Source organism: Bradyrhizobium sp. 62B, from assembly GCF_030272265.2.
Classification (GTDB): domain Bacteria; phylum Pseudomonadota; class Alphaproteobacteria; order Rhizobiales; family Xanthobacteraceae; genus Bradyrhizobium.
Genome location: NZ_CP092841.2, coordinates 1,061,027 through 1,080,554 on the forward strand (window position 1 = coordinate 1,061,027; position 19,528 = coordinate 1,080,554).

The 19,528-nt window shown below is 64.6% G+C and carries 21 protein-coding genes; 11 read left to right on the forward strand and 10 right to left on the reverse strand.

Annotation, left to right across the window (positions count from 1 at the left end):
- The first annotated feature begins 2 nt into the window (after positions 1-2).
- Complete coding sequence (locus ML401_RS05025; RefSeq protein WP_259217474.1) at positions 3-248, forward strand: hypothetical protein; 246 nt, start codon at positions 3-5, stop codon at positions 246-248.
- A gap of 12 nt (positions 249-260) precedes the next feature.
- Here the strand turns inward: ML401_RS05025 and ML401_RS05030 are convergent, their stop codons facing one another.
- Positions 261-725 carry an NUDIX hydrolase gene (locus tag ML401_RS05030; protein WP_285810333.1) on the reverse strand — a complete coding sequence of 155 codons (465 nt, stop codon included), beginning with the start codon at positions 723-725 and terminating at the stop codon, positions 261-263.
- A 198-nt stretch (positions 726-923) separates the two neighbouring features.
- Between ML401_RS05030 and ML401_RS05035 the strand changes: the two genes are divergently transcribed.
- Positions 924-1,346, forward strand: coding sequence for a RidA family protein (locus ML401_RS05035; protein ID WP_211418599.1), 423 nt, complete (start codon positions 924-926; stop codon positions 1,344-1,346).
- A gap of 9 nt (positions 1,347-1,355) precedes the next feature.
- On the opposite strand, the gene ML401_RS05040 is transcribed toward ML401_RS05035, so the two are convergent.
- Entirely contained in the window at positions 1,356-2,447 is a 1,092-nt protein-coding gene (locus ML401_RS05040) for an enolase C-terminal domain-like protein (protein WP_285810334.1), read from the reverse strand.
- Positions 2,448-2,635: 188 nt separating this feature from the next.
- On the opposite strand from ML401_RS05040, the gene ML401_RS05045 reads away from it, so the two are divergent.
- Positions 2,636-4,195: an adenylate/guanylate cyclase domain-containing protein gene (locus tag ML401_RS05045; protein ID WP_285810335.1), complete on the forward strand. Its 1,560-nt coding sequence runs from the start codon at positions 2,636-2,638 to the stop codon at positions 4,193-4,195.
- 40 nt (positions 4,196-4,235) lie between these two features.
- Here the strand turns inward: ML401_RS05045 and ML401_RS05050 are convergent, their stop codons facing one another.
- Positions 4,236-5,459: an ABC transporter substrate-binding protein gene (locus tag ML401_RS05050; RefSeq protein WP_285812629.1), complete on the reverse strand. Its 1,224-nt coding sequence runs from the start codon at positions 5,457-5,459 to the stop codon at positions 4,236-4,238.
- Positions 5,460-5,658: 199 nt separating this feature from the next.
- Positions 5,659-6,588, reverse strand: a complete 930-nt coding sequence (locus ML401_RS05055; RefSeq protein ID WP_285810336.1) for an alpha/beta hydrolase — start codon at positions 6,586-6,588, stop codon at positions 5,659-5,661.
- Positions 6,589-7,000: 412 nt separating this feature from the next.
- On the opposite strand from ML401_RS05055, the gene ML401_RS05060 reads away from it, so the two are divergent.
- Both ML401_RS05060 and ML401_RS05065 read left to right on the forward strand, forming a co-directional pair.
- On the forward strand, positions 7,001-7,327 hold the full coding sequence (locus tag ML401_RS05060; protein ID WP_211418596.1) for a hypothetical protein: 327 nt from the start codon (positions 7,001-7,003) through the stop codon (positions 7,325-7,327).
- Positions 7,328-7,329: 2 nt separating this feature from the next.
- The gene (locus ML401_RS05065; protein WP_285810337.1) at positions 7,330-9,480 is read left to right on the forward strand and encodes a methyl-accepting chemotaxis protein; all 2,151 of its coding nucleotides are present in this window, start codon (positions 7,330-7,332) and stop codon (positions 9,478-9,480) included.
- A gap of 60 nt (positions 9,481-9,540) precedes the next feature.
- On the opposite strand, the gene ML401_RS05070 is transcribed toward ML401_RS05065, so the two are convergent.
- Positions 9,541-10,110: an alpha-ketoglutarate-dependent dioxygenase AlkB gene (locus tag ML401_RS05070; RefSeq protein WP_285810338.1), complete on the reverse strand. Its 570-nt coding sequence runs from the start codon at positions 10,108-10,110 to the stop codon at positions 9,541-9,543.
- A gap of 81 nt (positions 10,111-10,191) precedes the next feature.
- Between ML401_RS05070 and ML401_RS05075 the strand changes: the two genes are divergently transcribed.
- The gene (locus ML401_RS05075; protein ID WP_164718835.1) at positions 10,192-10,332 is read left to right on the forward strand and encodes a hypothetical protein; all 141 of its coding nucleotides are present in this window, start codon (positions 10,192-10,194) and stop codon (positions 10,330-10,332) included.
- Here the strand turns inward: ML401_RS05075 and ML401_RS05080 are convergent.
- From ML401_RS05080 to ML401_RS05090, 3 genes are read right to left on the reverse strand one after another with little or no spacing between them, the layout of a single operon-like run.
- Positions 10,329-11,915: an ATP-binding protein gene (locus ML401_RS05080; RefSeq protein ID WP_285810339.1), complete on the reverse strand. Its 1,587-nt coding sequence runs from the start codon at positions 11,913-11,915 to the stop codon at positions 10,329-10,331. The genes ML401_RS05075 and ML401_RS05080 overlap by 4 nt on opposite strands.
- A complete protein-coding gene (locus tag ML401_RS05085) occupies positions 11,912-12,616 on the reverse strand; it encodes a response regulator (protein ID WP_285810340.1) in 705 nt (234 codons plus the stop codon). Before ML401_RS05085 ends, ML401_RS05080 begins: the two co-directional genes overlap by 4 nt.
- Before the next feature lie 12 nt (positions 12,617-12,628).
- Positions 12,629-14,131: a DUF4173 domain-containing protein gene (locus tag ML401_RS05090; RefSeq protein WP_285810341.1), complete on the reverse strand. Its 1,503-nt coding sequence runs from the start codon at positions 14,129-14,131 to the stop codon at positions 12,629-12,631.
- A gap of 189 nt (positions 14,132-14,320) precedes the next feature.
- On the opposite strand from ML401_RS05090, the gene ML401_RS05095 reads away from it, so the two are divergent.
- Complete coding sequence (locus ML401_RS05095; protein ID WP_285810342.1) at positions 14,321-15,664, forward strand: glycoside hydrolase family 3 N-terminal domain-containing protein; 1,344 nt, start codon at positions 14,321-14,323, stop codon at positions 15,662-15,664.
- Positions 15,665-15,701: 37 nt separating this feature from the next.
- On the opposite strand, the gene ML401_RS05100 is transcribed toward ML401_RS05095, so the two are convergent.
- Positions 15,702-16,583, reverse strand: coding sequence for a LysR family transcriptional regulator (locus ML401_RS05100; protein WP_285810343.1), 882 nt, complete (start codon positions 16,581-16,583; stop codon positions 15,702-15,704).
- Positions 16,584-16,681: 98 nt separating this feature from the next.
- Between ML401_RS05100 and ML401_RS05105 the strand changes: the two genes are divergently transcribed.
- Positions 16,682-17,359 (forward strand): peroxiredoxin-like family protein, encoded by a 678-nt coding sequence (locus tag ML401_RS05105; RefSeq protein ID WP_285810344.1) that lies wholly within the window; start codon positions 16,682-16,684, stop codon positions 17,357-17,359.
- A gap of 64 nt (positions 17,360-17,423) precedes the next feature.
- Here the strand turns inward: ML401_RS05105 and ML401_RS05110 are convergent, their stop codons facing one another.
- Positions 17,424-18,032, reverse strand: a complete 609-nt coding sequence (locus tag ML401_RS05110; protein WP_285810345.1) for a TetR/AcrR family transcriptional regulator — start codon at positions 18,030-18,032, stop codon at positions 17,424-17,426.
- 103 nt (positions 18,033-18,135) lie between these two features.
- Between ML401_RS05110 and ML401_RS05115 the strand changes: the two genes are divergently transcribed.
- From ML401_RS05115 to ML401_RS05125, 3 genes are all read left to right on the forward strand, one after another.
- Positions 18,136-18,831: a PspA/IM30 family protein gene (locus ML401_RS05115; RefSeq protein WP_211418586.1), complete on the forward strand. Its 696-nt coding sequence runs from the start codon at positions 18,136-18,138 to the stop codon at positions 18,829-18,831.
- Positions 18,832-18,870: 39 nt separating this feature from the next.
- Positions 18,871-19,146 (forward strand): YiaA/YiaB family inner membrane protein, encoded by a 276-nt coding sequence (locus ML401_RS05120; protein WP_063197515.1) that lies wholly within the window; start codon positions 18,871-18,873, stop codon positions 19,144-19,146.
- 143 nt (positions 19,147-19,289) lie between these two features.
- Positions 19,290-19,496, forward strand: coding sequence for a hypothetical protein (locus ML401_RS05125; protein WP_028134265.1), 207 nt, complete (start codon positions 19,290-19,292; stop codon positions 19,494-19,496).
- The last annotated feature ends 32 nt before the right edge of the window (positions 19,497-19,528 follow it).

Here is a 19,528-nt window from a genome sequence, read left to right on the forward strand (position 1 = left end):
CAATGATCAGGGCGATCTGCCCTGCCATGGTGTTGCTGGCGTCGATCGCCCCGCGCGCTGAGGCTGGGATTGTCGATTGGCAAGCCGAGCTCCAGCGCTGCCGCGAGCTGCGCCAGAACGTGGCGCCGTTGCTTCAGGCCGGCGAGGGGATTTCCGCCGTCGGCCGCTCCAGCAGATCCGTTCGCCGTTGCCTCTGGATCCAGCGCATGGCGGTGCGCAGGAAAATCCCCGGCGCGGAGATGTGGTAGCCAGAGCGTCCCTCAGGGCCGATCCTTCCGCCCGAGCAGCAAGCCCTTCAGCCCGGTTGGATAGAGGTGCGGTCCGCCCGCGACATCGAGATCGGCGAGGTCGAACCAGCGCGCGACGATCTCTTCGCCGTTGTCTTCGCGGAAGTCGATGCGGTCCTGGCCGGCGAATGCGCCGTCCGGAAACGCGACCTCCGCGATGAACATCACCTCGTGTCCGGTCGATCCCTCGTGCACAAAGATGTTCTCCATCATCCGCGGCTCGCTCGTGATGGCGACGTCGATGCCGAGTTCTTCGCTGAACTCGCGCACCAGCGCGGTCTGCCAGCTCTCGCCAAACTCGATCTCGCCGCCGAGCGGGCGCACGCCCTTGATCCGCCCCGCATCATCGCGCACCTCGGCCGCCAGCAGCCGCCCGCCGCGCCAATGCAGGCCGAGCGCGACGACGCGGATATGGGAGTGAGGGCGCCAAATGGTCATGGAGAATCGTTATCGCGCTCGCCCAAGCTGCGCAATGCGCGGAAGGCGAAGTCTTGTCGGGCCGATCCGCCACACCCCCGGCACGCAGGAGCGTCGCGACCTTGATCCGCGACGGGCCGCCTGCCATTGTCCACGCGTCCACCACGGCGACGATGCCCATGCGTCGTTTGCCGATGCGAAAAGAGGCGAGCAACCGAGATGAGCGGCGTCAACAAGCCTGGCGGCAACTATTTGCCGGTCATCATTCACAGTGGAATTGCCTATGTCAGCGGCCAGCTACCCCGTCGCGGCGAGGACCTGCTGTGTGCAGGCAAGGTCGGCGCCGGCGTCGATATCGCGGCCGCGCAGGAGGCTGCGGCCCTCTGCGCCGATCTCTGCATCGCCGCCATCAACCACGCCACAGGCGGAGAGGACAGGATCGTTCAAATCCTGCAGGTCGTGGGATACGTCGCGTCAGCGCCTGGATTTACCCAGCAGTCGCAAGTCATGAACGGGGCTTCCGACCGGCTGATCGAACGCCTCGGCGATCGCGGCCGCCACACGCGGACGTCCGTCGGCGTCGCCGAGTTGCCGCGAGGGGCTCCGGTCGAATTGAACATGATTGCCGCCGTTCGATCGTAGCAGGCGTCGCTATGTGACGAAATATCTGGCGACCGCCGCCTCGTCCCATGCAATCCCATTCCCAGGCTCCTCGCTCGGCAGCGCAAAGCCGTCCTTGATCTCGAGGCGCGTCGACAGCACGGCATCAGCCCAGTCGACATATTCCAGCCAATGCGCCGTCGGCGTGACGCAGAGCAAATGCGCGCTGACTTCAGAGAACAGATGCGAGGACATCTCGATGCCGGCAGCCTGCGCGAGCGCGGCGGCGCGCAGCCAGCCGGTGACGCCGCCGATCCGCTGTACATCGGGCATCACGTAGTCGCAGGCTTCCGCCGCGAGCGCCGATTGCATCGAGAACGCACTGTCGAAATTCTCGCCGATCTGGACAGGCGTATGCAGCGCATCGGCGATGCGGGCGCAGCCGGCATGGTCGTCGTGGCGGATCGGCTCCTCGATCCAGGTGAGGCCCTCGTCGTCGAGCATCTCGCCGCGACGGATGGCGTCCGTCACCGTGAGCGCCTGGTTGTAGTCGCACATCAGGGTGACCTCGTCGCCGACGGCTTTCCGTACCGCGCGGACGACGGCGAGATCCTCCCGCGCGTCGGGACGGCCGACGCGGATCTTGGCGGCCCGAAACCCTTCAGCCAGCAGCTTGTGCGCCTCGTCCACGGCGGCGCCCGCCGGCATGATGCCGAGCCCCTTCGAATTGTAGGCCTTGACCGGTTTCGGGGCGCCGCCGAGCAGGCGCGCCAGCGGCAGGCCCTTGGCTCGGGCGAGCGCATCCCAGGCCGCCATGTCGATGCCGGATTGCGCCAGTCGCTGCAGGCCGGCGAGGCCCAGCAGCGTGAAGCGCTGGGTCAGCTTGCGCTCGATCTCGAACGGCAGCAGCTCGTCGCCGGCGAGCAGCTCTGACATTTCCGCGACCATCGAGGTCAGCGGCTTCAAGGCCGACGGCGTGATCGAGAACAAATAAGCGTGCCCGCGCGCGCCCTGGTCGGTTTCGCAGTCGATCAACACCAGCGGCGCCTTCGCCACGGCCCCGGTCGAGGTTTTGAGCGGCAGGCTCATCGGCACGATCACGGGACGCGCGTGAAAGCGCTTGATGCGGATGGTCTCGGTCATGGGCGCTGGCTCCGATCAATGCAGATTGATGCCGATCTTAAACATTCGTCATGAAACGAAAAGGCGCCCGGTCCGATCACCATGAAAGGGGGTTGCGTGTGTCAGCGTTTTCTGGGCTCTGTGCCGCCGCATTCCTTGCCGCAAATTCCGGGAGTTTGCGACAAAAAGGTACACAACGGAGCCATGGCGTGAAACAAGAGATCTCCGAAGAACAGCTCAAGAACGGCATCCTCATTGGGGCCGTGATCGCCTTCCTGCTGCTCGCCTTGCCGCTCGCGGTGTGGCTGGACCTGACCGAGCTCTCCAAGACCGCGCTGCGCCGGCAGGCGGTCGATCTCAACTCGGTGATCACGAGCGTGCGCAGCTATTACGCCTCCAACGTGGTCGGGCGCGTGCTGGCGAACCCCGACGGCACCACCAAGGTGGTGCACAATTACGAGTCCGTTCCGGGCGCGATCCCGATTCCGGCGACGCTGTCGCTGGAGCTCGGACGTGTCATCGGCGCACAGCAGGAGAACATCACCTACCGCTTCGTCTCGGACTTCCCGTTCCAGAACCGCGCGTCGCACCAGCTCGACAAGTTCGAGAAGGACGCGCTCGACGCGCTCCGCAAGGATCCCGAGCAGAAGATCCTGGACACCGAGACTTCGCTGTTCTCGGACAAGGTTCGCCTGGTCGCGCCCGTCACGATGGGCCCGGCCTGCGTGAGCTGTCACAACAGCCATCCCGAGAGCCCGAAGAAGGACTGGAAGGTCGGCGACGTCAGAGGCATCCAGGAGGTGATCATCGCGCAGCCGATCGCCGCCAACATCTTCTCGTTCAAGTTCCTGCTGGCCTATTTCCTGATCGCCGCCGGCAGCGGCCTTTCGTTTCTCTCGCTGCAGCGAAGGCAGGCCGGCCGCATCAAGACCATGAACCGGGAGCTCGAATCCGCCAACGACTTCCTGGCCTCGCTGTCGATGAAGATCTCGCGCTACATCCCGCCGCAGGTCTACAAGAGCATCTTCTCCGGGCAGAAGGACGTCACCATCCACACCGAGCGCAAGAAGCTCACCATCTTCTTCTCCGACATCCAGAATTTCACGGCCACCGCCGAACGGCTGCAGCCGGAGCAGCTGACCCAGCTCCTCAACGAATATTTCACGGAGATGTCGGCGATCGCCCATGATCATGGCGGCACCATTGACAAGTTCATCGGCGACGCCATGCTGATTTTCTTCGGCGATCCCGAGACCAGGGGCGACCGCGCCGATGCGCAGGCCTGCCTGCAGATGGCCTGGCACATGCAGCAGCGCCTTGCCGAGCTCAATGCGAAATGGCGGGCGTCCGGCATCGAGCAGCCGTTCCGCTCGCGCATGGGCATCAACTCGGGCTACTGCAATGTCGGCAATTTCGGCAGCTCCGACCGCATGGACTACACCATCATCGGTGCCGAAGCGAACCTCGCCGCGCGCCTGCAGTCGATCGCCGAGCCCGGCGGCATCGTGCTGAGCTACGAGACTTTTGCCCTCGTCAGCGACATCGTTCGCGCCCACGCTTTGCCGGCGATCACGATGAAGGGCATCAGCCGCGAGGTCATTCCCTATTCGGTCGACGCACTGAACGATGCGGGGGAGAACAGCGGCATCATCACCGAGCGCGCGCCGGGGCTCGAGCTGTACCTTGACCCGGCGGTGGTGAAGTCAGGCGATGCCGCGCGGGTGCGCGCGCTGCTGGAGAGCGCGCTGGCCTCGCTGAAGCCGGCGTGAATCTTCTTACCCTCCCCGTTACCGCGCGCCCCCCGTCATCTCACCTTGCCGCCCCCTCCGTGAATGCCGTCTCGATCACCTCCCCAAATGGCTGCCACGACCGTCCGTCGAACTGCACCAGCCGCATCTGCCTGATCGGCAGATAGTTGCTCGGCGAGGTGTTCATCCTGATGTCGGGCAGCGCGACGGAGGGGTTGTAACCCTTCAGCGAAGCCGCCTGACGCATGATGTTCTCGCGTGACAGGTCGTCGCCGCATTGCTTCAGCACCTGCGTCAACGCCTCGGCCGCGGCATAGCCGTAGACCGCGGCGTTGTTGTTGGTGCTTTCGACCTGATGGTACTTCTCCATGAAGGCGAACCATTGCTTCATGGCGGGATCGTCTTTCCAGGCGGGATCGCTCGGGTCCTTCAGGAAGGCCGCCGAGATCACGCCGGCCGAATTCTCCAGGCCCGCGGGCGCCATCGCATTGGCGATCGAGGCGGAGGTGTCGTTGACGATGAAGACCGGGCGCCAGTTGAGCGAAGCCGCGAGCTTGATCACCTTGGAGGCTGTCGACGGCACGCCGAGGAAGACGAAGATGTCGGCGCCGGCGCGCTTGAGGATGGAAACGTGCCCGTCGAGATGCTCGTCGCGGATATCGAAGGCGATGTCGACGAGGACATGGCGGTTGAGATCGCCGAGGCCGTCCTGGATTCCCTTGTAGAGCATGCGTCCGAACTGGTCGTTCTGCCAGAGCACGACGATTTTCTTCCTGGGATAATAGGCCTGGATGTAGTTGGCGTAGATGCGCCCTTCCGACCGGATCGACGGCTGCCAGCCCATGGTCCACGGGAACGCCCTGGCCTGGCTCAACTCCTCGTCGCCGGAGGCGACGAACAGTTGCGGGATCTTCTTCTCGTTCAGATACCAGCGCGCGGCGAGATTGCCGGGCGTGCCGAACGAGCCGAACATCAGGTGCACGTCGTCCTTCTCGACCAGGTTGCGCGTCAGCTCCAGCGCGGTCGACGGATCGGAATTGTCGTCGCGCGTGATGAAGCGGATCTTGCGGCCGTTGATGCCGCCGCGCGCGTTGATCATGTCGAAATAAGCGGCTTCCGCCTGGCCGATCGCGCCGAATTCAGACAGCGGTCCGGAATACGGCATGACATTGCCGATGCGGATTTCCTTGTCGTCCGCCGCCTGCTCGGCGCGTCGCTGCGACATCGCTCCCAGCGAGGCGAGAGCGGCGATCAGAACGAACAGCACTTTTCCGGTGACGCGCATGCTCGACACCTTGTCGTTGGCCCCCAACGAGGTCGGCTCAATCCGCACCCAGGGCGGTTGATCTAGGTCAAGCGTTTGGCAATCGTGTGGCCTGGCAGGGGTTCAGGCGAGTGCACGCGGCGAATAAACGGCAGGCATGTTGACCGGCTGTGGCCCAGCAAAAGGTCGGAGTCGTAAGCGCGTCGCGGACAAGACGGCGCTACGGCAGTCCCCGCGCCTCCAGTTGATGCACCAGCAGCAAGGTCGGCTCGGCCAGGCTGTCGCCGGAGCCGTCGAGGCCGAAGGCGCTCGCGATGCCGTCGCGGCTGCGCAGCAGCGCGCTGCGCGGGCAATGGCCCGCGCCGCAGAGCGTCTTCTTCAAGGTCTCGCCCTGCGCGACGGTTCCCGTGGAATCGTCCGCGGCCCAGGCCAGCACGATCGGCACATCGACGTTGAGGATGCCCGGGAAAACCGAGCGCTTGTTGTACTGGCTGACGTCGCTGCCGAGATAGGCCTTCTCGCTGTCGCTCGCCTCCTTGCCGGCGCGGTAGATGCCGGACACCAGCACAACGGCGGCGACATCGGCGCGGTCGGTCTGAAGCTCGGGATGCGCCAGCAGGGTGGCGACATGGAAAGCGCCCGCGCCGTAGCCGACCGCAACGATCTCGCGGGCGTCGCCGTTGAACAGGTCGATATTGCCGTGAACCCAGGACAGCGCCGCCGCCACGTCGGTCGCCCCGGCGGGCCACGTCGCCGCGGGCGCCAGGCGATAGTTGACGCGCACGCCGATCATGTCGTTGCGCGCGGCGAAGCACATCGCCTGGTCCTGGATCTGGCGCGACAATTCCGGCGCGGCGCGGTCGCCGGTGAAGCTGTCGCCGGTCACGAACAGCAGCACCGGCCGCGGCGTGTCCGCCTTGGTGGCGCTGGTGGCGACATCGAGCACATTGGCTTCGCTCTCGCCGTAGCGCAGGCCGCGCGAGAAGGTGACTTGCTCGCAGAGCCGCGCGGTGCCGCCGGCGGTGGTGTCGGAATCGGTGAGGCCCGCCTGCACGAGATCGGAGGGCAGAGGCAGCCGGGCCGGCAAGGGACCGTGGGCGGAAGCTGCCGTCGCGGCGAGAACCAGGAGAAATGCGAGATGATTCTTCATGTTGATGCTAGCGTTGCGCTCTCATATCGGCTCTCGCGTTTGGCCTGTCTTTTCAATTCGCCTTTATAGTTTTGTGTCGGCTTGAGGCAATTTCGCGGCGCGCCACGCTCGTCGGGGTATGCCAGGGTCCGAAGCTCACCCAAATGCAAGTTGCAAAGTCATCGCGGCCAAGGCTGTCGGAGCGTGCGCCTTGGTCCCCGGCGGACCTGCGTGGCGCTCAAGCGCTGCCGATTATCGATAGCTATTTTAGCTCAGGCTTAGAAAGGCCGCCCCCATTACCGTCAAACGCCACTGCCGCCTTAACGCGTGTGACAGAATCCGGCCAGAGTGTCGTAGATCGGTCAAATACACTGATAACTCGAATAGGATACTAGCGATCTCGTCGGCGGATTTTCCGCCGCGGGAACACAGCATGGCGAATGTCATTCAATTCCGCTCGAAGCGTTGTGACGCCGAAGCGCCGAAGGGGCCTTGCGGCTCAAAAAAGTACGTTGGGGCAGCCGCATTGTGCGCGAGCGCGGGAGATGCGCTCGGCCTACTGACCAGCCAACTCGAACTTGCCATCCAGCATGCGCGCATCATCGAACCGCGTATTCACAATCCCGAAATGCGTCGGCTATTCAGCGATCGGATCGAACTCACCCAGCGTTTGCTCGAAGTCGCGCATCTCAAGATATTGCTCCTCCAATTCGGGGCGCCACCTGACGATGGCCGACGCCCTGCTTTTCCGGGAAAATAACGATGCGAACCAATCTGCCTATTACCGTAACCGAGTATCCGCTCACGGATGAGACGCTGATTGTCTCGAAGACCGATCTCAAGGGCAAGCTGACCTATTTCAACGATCAATTCGTCCAGGCCTCGGGGTTCACTGAACAGGAACTCGCCGGACAGCCGCACAACATCGTTCGGCATCCGGACATGCCCCCTGAAGCCTTTGCCAATCTTTGGGAGACGCTGAAGAGCGGCAAGCCCTGGGCCGGTGCCGTCAAGAACCGGCGCAAGAACGGCGACTATTATTGGGTGATGGCCAGCGCGACGCCGATCTGGGAAGGTGAACGTGTCGTCGGCTACATGTCCATCCGCACCAAACTGCCCCGAGACCAGCGCGAACAAGCCGAACAGGTCTACGCAGCGATCCGGGAGAAGAAGGCGGGCGCCTTCAAGATAGAGGCGGGCATGATCCGCAAGCGCTCGATTTTCGACGTCCTTGCTCCATTCACGAGGTCCTTCAAGGCGCGTCTGACCACGATGGTCGGCGTGCTGTCTCTCGCGATGCTGGTCATCGGTGCCGTCGGTTTGCTGGGGTTGAAGGAAGTCAACCAGCGCGCCAAGTCGATCTACGAGGATCGCTCGGTTCCTCTGGCCCAGCTCTTCGAGATCAACGACCGCATGAAGGAAAATTCGCTCGTCATGTTGCGATCCGCTATCGAGGGACGTAACCGCCGCGATCTCTCGGAGGTCCAGGGTATTATCACGGCCAACATCGAACGGATCACCAGGCTCTGGTCGGACTACATGTCCACCTACTTGACCCCGGAAGAGAAGTCGGTCGCGGAGTCGTTCACCCCGAAGCGCATCGCGTATGTCGATCATGGCCTCAAGCCGGCGCTCGCAATGCTGGCCGACGGAAAATATGACGAACTGAACGTCCACATGACCGGCAGGGCGGCGGACCTTTTCCAGGCGGCGAAGGTGGACATGGATCGTCTGGTCTCGATTCAGGTCAAGGAAGCAAAGTTCGAGTATGACGCAGCGGAGAGCACTTTCTTCGTTGCGGAAGTCGCCGCGATTGCCGCGCTGTGCCTTGGTCTGCTCTTGGCGGCCTGGTTCTCCGTGGCGACCGTCCGGGCCATCGCAAGGCCGCTCGGCCATCTGAACGACATCATGTCGAAGATCGCGCAAGGGGTCTTCAACAGCCGCGTCAATGTCGAGCGAGACGACGAAGTTGGGGTTGCACTGCGCAATCTTCAGGCGCTCCAGGCCAAGCTTGGATTCGATCGGGAGGCGCAACGCGATATGGAGAGGCGCGCAGCAGCCCAGCGTCAGGCCGATATGCGCCGGCTGGCGGGCGAGTTCGAAGCCGCCGTGGGGAACATCATCGAAACCGTGGCGAGCGCGGCAACGGAGCTCGAAGCATCCGCTGGAACGTTGACGAGCACCGCTGAATCGACCCAGCAACTGTCGATCGCCGTCGCGGCGGCTTCGGAGGAGGCATCTACCAACGTGCAATCGGTCGCCTCGGCGACCGAGGAGATGTCGTCCTCAGTGACGGAAATCAGCCATCGCGTACAGGACTCCGCCAGAATGGCGGCGGAGGCGGTCAATCAGGCCCGGCAGACCAACGACCGTGTCAGCGAATTGTCGCGAGCTGCCGCCCGGATTGGCGACGTCGTTGAGCTGATTCATAGCATCGCGGGCCAGACCAATTTGCTGGCGCTCAACGCGACGATCGAGGCCGCGCGCGCCGGGGATGCTGGTCGGGGCTTCGCCGTCGTGGCGTCCGAGGTGAAGGCGCTGGCGGAGCAGACGGCCAAGGCGACTGGAGAGATCAGCCAACAGATCACTGGTATTCAGGTAGCGACACAGGAATCGGTCGTCGCGATCGGGACGATCGGAGAATCGATCGGCCGTCTGTCCGAGATCTCGGCGGCGGTCGCTGCGGCGGTCGAGGAGCAGGGCGCCGCGACGCAGGAGATCTCCCGCAACGTACAGCAGGCGGCTCAGGGCACGCAGGACGTCTCGTCGAACATCACCAACGTGCAGCGCGGCGCGTCGGAGACGGGATCAGCCTCGTCTCAGGTGCTGTCCTCGGCGCAGTCGCTGTCGATCGAGAGCAATCGGCTGAAGACCGAAGTCGACAGGTTCCTGGCGACCATCCGCGCGGCTTGAAGCGGCTGGGCGGTCTACTGTGCATGGGGTTGTTTTCGAAGTTTTGTTTTGGGCGGCCTGTCAGGTCCGCTTCATGGTCCGGAACGTGACGGAGTAACGGCGCGCCTCGACCGGCGGGATGCTGTGCTCCCATTGCGCGCGCGCCTCGCCGTCCATCATGTAGAGCGAGCGCGGCTGCGCCTCGAGCGTGTGGCGCTGCCATGTGTCGCCGCTGCGGCGGCGGAAGCGGAACTTGCAGGCCGAGCCGAGCGACAGTCCGAGGACCTTGTCGAAATGCGGCTTGTCGCGGTGCCAGCCGATGCCGACACCGACCTCGTATTCGGTGCACAGCACCTGCCGGACGCTGGCCTCCGCCAGCCCCGCCCACGCCTCGGCCCGCCGCGCGATCGGCAGGAGCCAGTCCGGGATCGGCTCCGCCTCGGCCAGCCGTTGCAGGGAATAGTCATAGCGGTAGCCGAACGACGCCACCCGGCGGTTGCCCTCGAACGCCCCGAACTGGAAACGCTCGAGCGGCAATGCTGCGATGCGGCCGATAAGATCCTGCTCGACGGCGGCTTCGATAAAATTGTCGATATAGCGAAGTCCGGAAGGCCCAGCTTCCGGCTCAGCGAATAATCCGAGCTGCGTCATTCCTCGCATTTCCGTGACGGAACCTTTTGCCGGCCCAAGCGACTTACATATGACGCGGGAAGGAACGTGCGAGAGGCTGTCATGGCACAGAAGCATACCGCCGATCCGGCAGAGATCATGCGGGCGACCGGTCACCCCGAACTGGAATATGCCGCCGGCTGGACCATCGCCGGTCTGGTCACCATCGGCACCATCGTCGCGGCCTGGGTGTTCGCGATCTAGGCCGTTGGAAACCGAAGCTCGAAGGCGGCCCCCTCATCGGTCGGGCTGAGGCTGATCGAGCCGCCATGGCTCGCCATCACCGCGCGTGCGATTGCCAGCCCCATCCCGGTGCCGCCCTGGTCGCGGCGGGTCGTGAAGAACGCGTCAAAAATCCTGTCGCGGTTGGGCGCCGAGATCGGTTCGCCGTCATTGCTCACCGTCAGACGCAAGGTCGTCCGCTCGAAGCTCGCCTCCAGCCGGATTGACCGCGCCTTGTGCCGCACCGCGTTGTCGGCGAGATGCGACAGCACGATCAGCGCCTTTTCGCCGGACATGCCGATGGCGCGGTCGAGGGGGCCGCTCGCCTCGATCGAACTTGCCGGAAACCGGCTCTTGAGGTCGGCGATCACCGGCGCGAGCTCGGTGCGCTCGTTCTGCGGCAGGCTCTCGGCGCGGGCGAGCTCGCGCAAGCGCTGCGCCATCGCCTCCAGCCGCTGCGTGTCGGACAGGATGTTGGCGATGAACGTGTTCTGCTCCGCCGGCGTCAGGCTGCCCGCTTTGCCCTGAACCGAATCCTGCAACAGCTCGGCCGCGCCCTTGATCGAGGTCAGCGGCGATTTCAGCTCATGGGTGAGGTGGGCCGAGAATGTCGCGATATAGTCCGAGCGCCGCGCCAGCTGCTCGGCCATGCCGAGGAAGCTGTGCGAGAGCTGGGCGAACTCGCGCGTGCCGTAATGCCGCAGTGGCCGAAACGCCTCGCGGTCGCCGCGGCCGATCCGGGCGGCGCGGTCGATCAGCTCGCGCATCGGCAGGGTGATGGTGCGCGAGAACACCAGGCCGATCGCGATCGTGCCGAGGATCACGGCAAGTCCCGCCAGCACGAACTTGGCCCGCTCCTGGTAGAGATGATCGAAAATGTTGCTCGGCGTCCGCGTGGCGTAGATGACGCCCGCGACGCGGTTGTTGACGATCACGGGCATCGCCGAGAACACGTGCACGCCAAGGCCGCGGCTGAAGGAATAGATCGGCGGCGGCGGCTTGTCCGGCACGCGGTTGCGCAAGGTCGCGCGGTATTGCCCGTGCAGTGCGTCCGCGACCTCCTCGATATGGGCGAGCGACTGCCCGACCTCCTGCCGCCCGGCGATGACGACGCCCTGGGGATCGAGGATTCGGAAGCCCGCCAGCGTCACCTTCTGGGTCTCGCGGATGATCGGCGTCAGTCTTGCGCCGATCTCCACATAGCCGGGCTGCGCGGGCTGGGACGCGGGCAGCGCATCCGGTCGCCGCCGCAGCAGGTCGTTGGCGGTGAGATCGAGCGCGGGCCGGATCGGCGTGACCTGGTCGCCGGGGTCGGGCAGCACGTTCGGCGGCACCTCGGGCCCGAGCGTCAAGCCGTTGTCGAGCCTTGCCGTGACCTCCTGCGCATAGATCGTCGCGAGCACGCGGCTCTGCGCGATCAGTTCGGCCTGGGTCTGGCGGATCAGCTGGTTGTCGTAGAGGCGGAAGAAGAACAGGCCGACCAGCGGCAGCACGACGACGGTGGCCAGCACCGTGAAGATCACGAGGGCGAGCGACGGTCGCCATTTGTCGGGCGCCGCGCTCATGCCTCTTTCTCGCAGCGGCCGAGCTTGAAGCCGACGCCGTGGATGGTCTCGATCACGCTCTCGCAATTCTGCGCCGCGAGCTTGGCGCGGATGTTGCGGATGTGGCTGTCGATGGTGCGGTCGGAGACCTGGATGTTGAGCTGATAGGCTGCCCGCATCAGCTGCTCGCGGTTGAACACCGAGGTCGGCCGCGTCAGGAACGCACGCAGGATGCCGAACTCGATCGCGGTCAGCTTCAGCGGCGTGCCGGCAAAGGACGCGACGTGCTGCTCGGGATCGATCAGCAGACCGCCCTGGGAGAGCGTGCTGGGGCCAGCCTTGGCCTCGCCATTGCGCGGGCTGAGGCGGCGCAGGATGACATTGACCCGCGCCACCAGCTCGCGCGGGCTGAACGGCTTTGTCACATAGTCGTCGCCGCCGATTTCGAGACCGAGGATGCGGTCGATCTCCTCGTCGCGCGCCGACAGGAACAGGATCGGCACGTCGGAGGTCTTGCGCACCTCGCGGCAGACGTCGAGGCCGTCGAACTCGGGCATGCCGATGTCGAGCACGATCAGGTCGGGCTTGTCGGCGGCGACGCGGAGAAGCGCCTCCTTGCCGTCGCGGGCCTCGATCACGTCCATGCCGGCCTTCTTCAGGGTGACGCGGATGACCTCGCGGATGTGGCCTTCGTCGTCGACGATGAGGATGCGATGCGCCAAGAAACTCTCCGCTCACCCGACCGGCCGGCTGCCGGAGGGGTCTTTCGCCAGCGCGTCCAGCCAGCGCTGCAGCCGCCAGCTCCGGAAGCCCCAGCTCCACCAGGCCAGATCCTGGCGCTGCTGTTCTACAAGGCGGTCGCGTCGCGACACAAGGCAGCTCTCGGGAGTGCCGGGTCGAAGCATGATCGCCTTGTCGATGGCGGGCAGCGCTTGCGGTCCGAGCGTCAGGAGATAGTTCATGTCGATCTGCAGGCCGTTGCCCGAAGCTTCCCGGCTGTGGGCCACATTGTAGTCGGCAATGAAGGCGTCGAAGTTCACCAGCGAGCAGCCATAAAGCGAGATCGCGAGCGCGATCAAATTGGCGCCCACGAGCCATTGGTTGGATCGGTTGAGGACGATGCGGGCGACGATCAGGATCAGTCCGAGCGCGACCAGTCCCATCCAGATGAACGCCGCGATGCGCCAGTAGGTCAGCATGTAGATGTCGACGTAGAGGTCGAGACGCAGGATCGAGGAGGCGACGAGAAGGACGTTCTGTCCCACCCAGAGATACACCAGCGGCCGGATGACCTTCGATTTCTCGGCCGGCCCGCCCGGCCGCATCGTCACCAGCACGAAGGCCGCGGCGAGCAAGGCGGTTACGATCAGCGGGTAGGCACCGCGATGCGCGTAGCCCGCATAGGTCAGATTGTCGGGCAGCGCCAGATGGCCCCAGAGATAGATGCCGTCGAGAATGGACTGCGCCGCGAACAGCAGATTGAACAGGATCAGCGAGCGCAGGATGGTGGAGGGACCAAGAAATTCCGCCGAGACGAGCGGTGGAAGCGGAGGCGGCTCTACGGCTTCGGCGGCGGCGGTGATTTTCTTGCGCCGCCAGCGCACATGGATGAACGGCCAGACCAGCGCCAGCATCAAGGCCCAGAACAGCACCCGAGGGATGCTGATATATCCGAGGATAAGTTTCGGATTGAGCAAGGACAGCCATTGCTCGATCACCGGATTGGCCGCGGCGAAGAGCGCCACGAAGACGGCGCTGAGCGCCGCCGGCATCAGCCAGAGCGCGATGCCGCGGGTGAATGCCGACGCGTTCAACGCCTGGGGCGCATCGAGAAAGAACCTGAAGGGACCGAGCAGGACAAAATTGCGCAATGCGCGAACGCGGTCGGCGAGGCCGGTCGATTCCGCGTTGGTCACGAGCTGCAACGCAATGGCCATCGAGGCGACAAGGATCAGGAACGACAAACTGTTGAGCTCCTCGACGACAGGCACCAGCCCGACGGCGAGAACGGCCGAGCCGATCATGGCGCGACGCAGGTCCAGCGCCGCACGATTGACGAGCACCGATACGCCGGCGAGCGCGATCGCAAAGAGCGTCAGCGACAGTCCGACCCGCTGCCCGTAGAACAGCCAGTCGGCGAGTGCGGCCAGCAGCAGCGCGAGGCCGACCTTGGCCGGGATCGAGGAATGACCGATCGGCTTGATCTCTTCCACGATCGTCGAAGCCAGACTTGTCATATCGGTAAGACCTTTCGTGATGGTTGGCATCACGAAGTCTGAACGTCGTTTGTGCAGAAGGCGGGATCACCGTCTGCATGGTTTCAGGAGTCTTTTGCAGTTTTCGTGCAGGCATGCGTTTGCCCCTCGCGCGGGGCAAATCGCTTTGATAGGTGCGAAGCATTCGCCGCTCCTCACATGTGATGCATCATGCAATTCCTCGGTCGTATCGGTCTCATCCTGCTCTGGCTGGCTGCGCCTCTCCTTGCATTCGCGGCAGCGAACAAGAACGATCCCTATCTGCTCGTGATGCGTGGCGCTGGAAACATCGTGCTTGCCGTCGCAAGCATCGCGATCGTCATCCTTCTGCTGCGCAAAGGACGTTGGCGCATCATTGCGGGCAAGCTGCTCGTCATGCTCTGGTGCCTGCCGCCGGTCCTGATGACCGCGGCGCATCTGAAGTTCGAGTGGCGCAAGCACGAAGTTCTCGGTGCCAGTGCCGCCGATGCGCGCCATCTCGGGCCTCATTTCATGGTCGGCTATTCCTCCTTCCCGGAGGTTGCACGCCTTGCCAAGCAGGGATTGATCGGCGGCGTCTATGTCACCCGCCACAACATTCGTGGCAGGACCGTCGCGGCGCTGCAGGCGGAGATCGCGGCGCTTCAGGACATCAGGCGCTCAGCGGGCCTGCCGCCGCTGATCGTTGCTGCGGACCAGGAGGGCGGCATCGTCGGCCATCTCGCGCCGCCGCTGACGAAAGTGCCGGCCCTGGCGACGCTCGCCGGGCTTGCTTCCGACGACCAGCAGGCCAAGGCGCAAGAGTTCGGCCGCATCCACGGCCGCGAGCTCGCCGGCCTCGGCGTCAATCTCAACCTCGCCCCGGTGCTCGATCTCAAGCCGCCGGCGCGGCGCAACCGGCTCGATTTCCACACGCTGATCGGCCAGCGCGCGATCGCGACCGATCCGGCCGTCGTCTCGACGATTGCGGGCGCCTATGTGCGCGGGTTGGAAGAATCCGGCGTCGGTGCCACGCTCAAGCATTTTCCCGGCATCGGCCGCGTGCGCACCGACACGCATCATTTCAGCGCCAATCTCGACACGCCGGTGAAGGAGCTCGAGGCATCCGACTGGCTTCCGTTCCGCGAGGTGCTGTCGCATTCGCGCAGCGCGCTCATGGTTGGCCATGTCACGCTCACCGCGGTCGATCCCGATCGCGCCGCATCGCATTCGAAACGCGTCGTCGAAGGCATCCTCCGGCAGACATGGGGCTATCAGGGGGTGGTGATGACCGACGACCTCGTGATGGGCGCGATCTACCAGAACGACGTCTGCAAGGCCGTGGTCGAAGCGGTCAATGCCGGCGTCGATTTGCTGCTGGTCGCCTATGACGGCGCCCAGTTCTACCGCGTCTTCGCCTGCGCCCTGGACGGGGCGCGGCAGGGCAAGCTCGATGTCATGATGCTGAATGCGAGCGCGGCGCGGCTGGCACGGGGCTTTTCGACCGAGCAGGCGCGCACGGCGTCAGGCGTGATCCGCATCGTCGGTACGCATTAGCTCTCCTGCATGTCGAGCGAGGTCTGGGCCTTGCAGCCTATCTCAACTCCTCCGCCAGGTAGTCGACCAGGGCCCGTATCTTGCTGGAAGGACGTGGGCCACCCGGGAAGACGGCATGCACGGAGAGCGGCGAGGCCTTGTAGCCTTTCAACAACGGGACCAGCGCGCCCGACTTGATCTCGGGGGCGGCCATCACCGACGTTGCCATCGAAATGCCGAGGCCCGCCAGGGCGCAGGCGAACACGCCCGGACCCGAGTCGGTGTGGATGCGGCCGCGCACGTCCACCGACGTTTCCGCGCCGTTGCGCGTGAACACCCAACTCGCCCGGCCGGAATGACCGGGTCCGAAGATGCAATCATGTGAAGCGAGATCGGCCGGCGTTTTCGGCGTGCCGCGCGCGGCGAGATAGGAGGGGGACGCCACCAGGAGACGCTGCAAGGTTTCGAGCTTGCGTGCGCCGAACGCGGAATCGTCGAGTTCGCCGAGGCGGATGGCGAGGTCGGCGCCTTCGGCAACGAGATTCTGCCGTTCGTCGACCACCGACAGCTCGACGTGGAGTAACGGATGCATCGCCAGGAATTTCCGCAGATGCGGAATGATCTGCCGCATGCCGTACATGATGGGCATTGCGATGCGGATGGTCCCGCGCAGCGAGTCGATTCCGCGCGCCGCGTCCTCGGCGTCCTCGATGTCGGCGAGGACCTCACGCGCGCGCGTGAGGAAGAGCGCCCCGGCGTCGGTCACGGTGATGCGACGCGTGGTCCGCAGCAGCAGCTTGACGTCGAGCCGCGCCTCCAATTCGCTGATGATGCGGGACACCGAAGGCTGAGACAGGCCAAGTTCGCGGGCAGCCTTGGAAAAACTGCCGCATTCGGCGGCCCGGACGAACACCGCCATTTCCTGAAGCCGATCACTCATTTGTATTCCAAATAAATCTTCTGCGTCCGAGCGGTATACCCTCGCGCTGCCGAATGATCCAGATAGGGCCGGCCAACAGCAATCGATGGAGTTTCGCCGTGGCCCTGCAAGACAAGCTCGATGCATTCAAAGCCGATTTCGAAGGCGGCCGCCTGCCGCTCAAGCCCAGCCGCGAGGTGCTCGACATCATGCACCGCGCGACCGCCGAGCTGATCGCGAGCGGTCAGATGCAGCGCGCAAAAAAGGCCGGTGATGCCGCGCCGGATTTCACCTTGAAAGACCCCGAGGGCAAGCCGGTCGCCTTGCGCGAGCTGCTCGCCAAGGGACCGCTGGTCGTGTCGTTCTATCGCGGCGCCTGGTGTCCTTATTGCAATCTCGAGCTCCAGGCGCTGCAGGAGGCGCTGCCGGAGATCGTCGCCCGCGGTGCCAGCCTGGTTGCGATCTCGCCGCAGACTGCGCCGAACAGCCGGAAATCGGAGCGCGACAACAAGCTGTCGTTCCCGATTCTGAGCGACGTCAGGAGTGCGGTCGCGGAGGCCTTCGGCGTTCGCTTTGCGCTGCCGGCCGAGCTCGTCGCGCTCTACAAAGCGTTCAAGAACGACCTGCCGACGTTCAACGACGATCCGGCCTGGGTGCTGCCGATGCCGGCGCGTTACGTCATCGGCCGCGACGGAATCATCGCCTATGCGGAGGTGAATCCGGACTACACGCGCCGTCCTGATCCGTCGGAACTGTTGCCGGTGCTGGATCGCCTGCGGGCCGGCAAGGCGGCTTGAGACTTGCGACGTGACCGCTCCGCGCGCCGAGGCGCGCGGGGTGGTCGGATTCCGCCGTGAAGCGCTACCGCTGGCGTGCGATCAATCCGTCGATCATCGCGCGCACGAGGCCCGCGATCTCCTCGCGCAGCGCTGGCAGCGGCACGGCGACCAGCTTCTGCTCCAGTCCCAGCGCGACCATGCCGTGCACTGCCGAGAACAGGCTGCGCGCCGTGATGCCGAGCTCTTCGTGGTTGCGCTTTGGAAACAGCATGGCCAGCGGCTGGTAGATGTGGCGGAACAGCTGCATCTGATCCTGGACCGACCAGTCGGGGACAGTCTTGTCGGCCTCCATGCGGTGCTCGAACAGCGCGCGCCAGAGCTGGAGATTCTCGGCCGCGAAATCGCAATAGGCGATGGCGATGCGGACCAGCGTCTCCTGCGGGGATGGCTCGCCGGCGCTGACCGCGGCACTGAGTGCCCCATCAAGCCGGAGCAGCGTGCGCGAGCCCACACGCAGGATCAGCTCGTCCATGTCAGCCACGAGATTGTAGACCGCGCCATTGGCGCAGCCGATCTCGCGGGCGAGATCCCGGGTTTTCAGGCCGGACAAGCCACGGTCGGCGATCATCCGCTCCGCCGCCAGGATCAGAGCTGATCGAAGTTTCTCTCTTCGTTCCAAGGTCTTAGACATCAACTGCAAAATTCTTTGAGCGCTGCTCAAAATATTATTGAACTATGTTCAAATTTGCTGCTACAAACGGTTTGTGAGCAACGCTCATAACAGGGAGCAGCAGATGTTCAAGACCGTCGTGACACTTTTCCGCGGCAGCGTCGCCGCCGCCGGCGAGGAGCTGGAGGACCGGACGGCCCTCCTCATTCTCGACCAGCAGATGCGCGATGCGGCAGCCGCCGTCGAGCGCAGCAAGCGAACGCTGGCACTGGCGATTGCGCAGGACCAGCAGGAGGGCCGCAAGCTGGACGCGACAATTGCCCGCATTACCGATCTCGAAACCCGCGCGGTTGCGGCGCTCGACGGCGGTCGTGAGGATCTCGCCAAGGAGGCCGCCGAAGCCATCGCCGGCCTGGAGGCCGACCGGGATGCCGCGATGACGGCCCGTGCGTTGTTCGCGACCGAAATCGCCCGCCTGAAGCGGCATGTTGCAAGTGCGCAGGCCCGCATCACCGAGCTCGATCGCGGCCGCCGTCTGGCCCGCGCTTCGGAAGCCGTGCGCTCGCTTCGCCGCAGCGGCATCGAGGCGGCGCGTCCCTACGAATCCACGCTGCCGGAGGCGGAGAGCACGTTGCGGCGTCTGCGCGATCGGCAGATGGAAGCGCAGGCTGCCGACGATGCGCTGGTCGAGCTCGATGCGGCCACAGGTCCCATCGCGACCGCCGAGAGGCTCGCCGAGCAAGGCTTTGGCCCGCGGCTGAAAACCACCGCGGACGACGTGCTCGCACGGCTGAAGTCAAGGCGCGCGCCGGCAGCCTGATCCCAACCCATCATCATCGCAGCAACACAGGAGACCATCATGAACCAGAACGGCCAGCCCCACAGCAGCGCCTGGGTGACCTTCACCTATGCGTCCTTCGCAGCCTCCGCCTTCCTCGTCGCCATCGGCGTCTTTTTCCTGCCGATCGATTTCTGGATGAAAGGCTATCTCACCATGGGTATCGTCATGCTGATCCAGACCTGCATCACCCTCACCAAGACCGTGCGCGACAATCACGAGAGCAGCCGGCTGGTCAATCGCATAGAGGACGCGAAGGCCGAGCGGCTGCTGATGGAGGTTTCCAAAGCCGCGTAAGCGACGCGCCTGATCCTGACGACGCGCAAGAGAGCCGCGGAACAGCGCCCCGCGGCTTTCGGCGTCATCGATCCGCATCCCGCATTGTGCTCCGGCCGCAGGTGCGATATGGCTCGCGCGCTTTCCAGAGGCGGAGACGAGCTTTGTCGAAACAATCGCTGCGTGAGGAGGCCGAGCGCCTGATCCGCGAATCCATGGAAAAGAAGTCCATCGTCGTCAAGCAGGGCACGACCCGCATCGAGGCCGTCTGCGGCAAGTGCGGCGCGCCGAACCGGGTGCAGGCGGAGAAGGGCCAGAGCCGGGTCAAGTTCGCCTGCAAGAATTGCGGGCACCAGCAGGAGACGCTGTAGGCTTGTTCCCTCTCCCACAAGGGAGAAGGAGG

Coding starts and splice junctions, on each gene's coding strand:
- ML401_RS05075 (WP_164718835.1), top strand. CDS start 10,192: ATGGCACAGAAGCATACCGCCGATCCGGCAGAGATCATGCGGGCGACC.
- ML401_RS05120 (WP_063197515.1), top strand. CDS start 18,871: ATGAACCAGAACGGCCAGCCCCACAGCAGCGCCTGGGTGACCTTCACC.
- ML401_RS05080 (WP_285810339.1), bottom strand. CDS start 11,915: ATGAGCGCGGCGCCCGACAAATGGCGACCGTCGCTCGCCCTCGTGATC.
- ML401_RS05025 (WP_259217474.1), top strand. CDS start 3: ATGATCAGGGCGATCTGCCCTGCCATGGTGTTGCTGGCGTCGATCGCC.
- ML401_RS05055 (WP_285810336.1), bottom strand. CDS start 6,588: ATGAAGAATCATCTCGCATTTCTCCTGGTTCTCGCCGCGACGGCAGCT.
- ML401_RS05030 (WP_285810333.1), bottom strand. CDS start 725: ATGACCATTTGGCGCCCTCACTCCCATATCCGCGTCGTCGCGCTCGGC.
- ML401_RS05070 (WP_285810338.1), bottom strand. CDS start 10,110: ATGACGCAGCTCGGATTATTCGCTGAGCCGGAAGCTGGGCCTTCCGGA.
- ML401_RS05110 (WP_285810345.1), bottom strand. CDS start 18,032: ATGTCTAAGACCTTGGAACGAAGAGAGAAACTTCGATCAGCTCTGATC.
- ML401_RS05115 (WP_211418586.1), top strand. CDS start 18,136: ATGTTCAAGACCGTCGTGACACTTTTCCGCGGCAGCGTCGCCGCCGCC.
- ML401_RS05050 (WP_285812629.1), bottom strand. CDS start 5,459: ATGCGCGTCACCGGAAAAGTGCTGTTCGTTCTGATCGCCGCTCTCGCC.
- ML401_RS05100 (WP_285810343.1), bottom strand. CDS start 16,583: ATGAGTGATCGGCTTCAGGAAATGGCGGTGTTCGTCCGGGCCGCCGAA.
- ML401_RS05035 (WP_211418599.1), top strand. CDS start 924: ATGAGCGGCGTCAACAAGCCTGGCGGCAACTATTTGCCGGTCATCATT.
- ML401_RS05095 (WP_285810342.1), top strand. CDS start 14,321: ATGCAATTCCTCGGTCGTATCGGTCTCATCCTGCTCTGGCTGGCTGCG.
- ML401_RS05090 (WP_285810341.1), bottom strand. CDS start 14,131: ATGACAAGTCTGGCTTCGACGATCGTGGAAGAGATCAAGCCGATCGGT.
- ML401_RS05040 (WP_285810334.1), bottom strand. CDS start 2,447: ATGACCGAGACCATCCGCATCAAGCGCTTTCACGCGCGTCCCGTGATC.
- ML401_RS05060 (WP_211418596.1), top strand. CDS start 7,001: ATGGCGAATGTCATTCAATTCCGCTCGAAGCGTTGTGACGCCGAAGCG.
- ML401_RS05065 (WP_285810337.1), top strand. CDS start 7,330: ATGCGAACCAATCTGCCTATTACCGTAACCGAGTATCCGCTCACGGAT.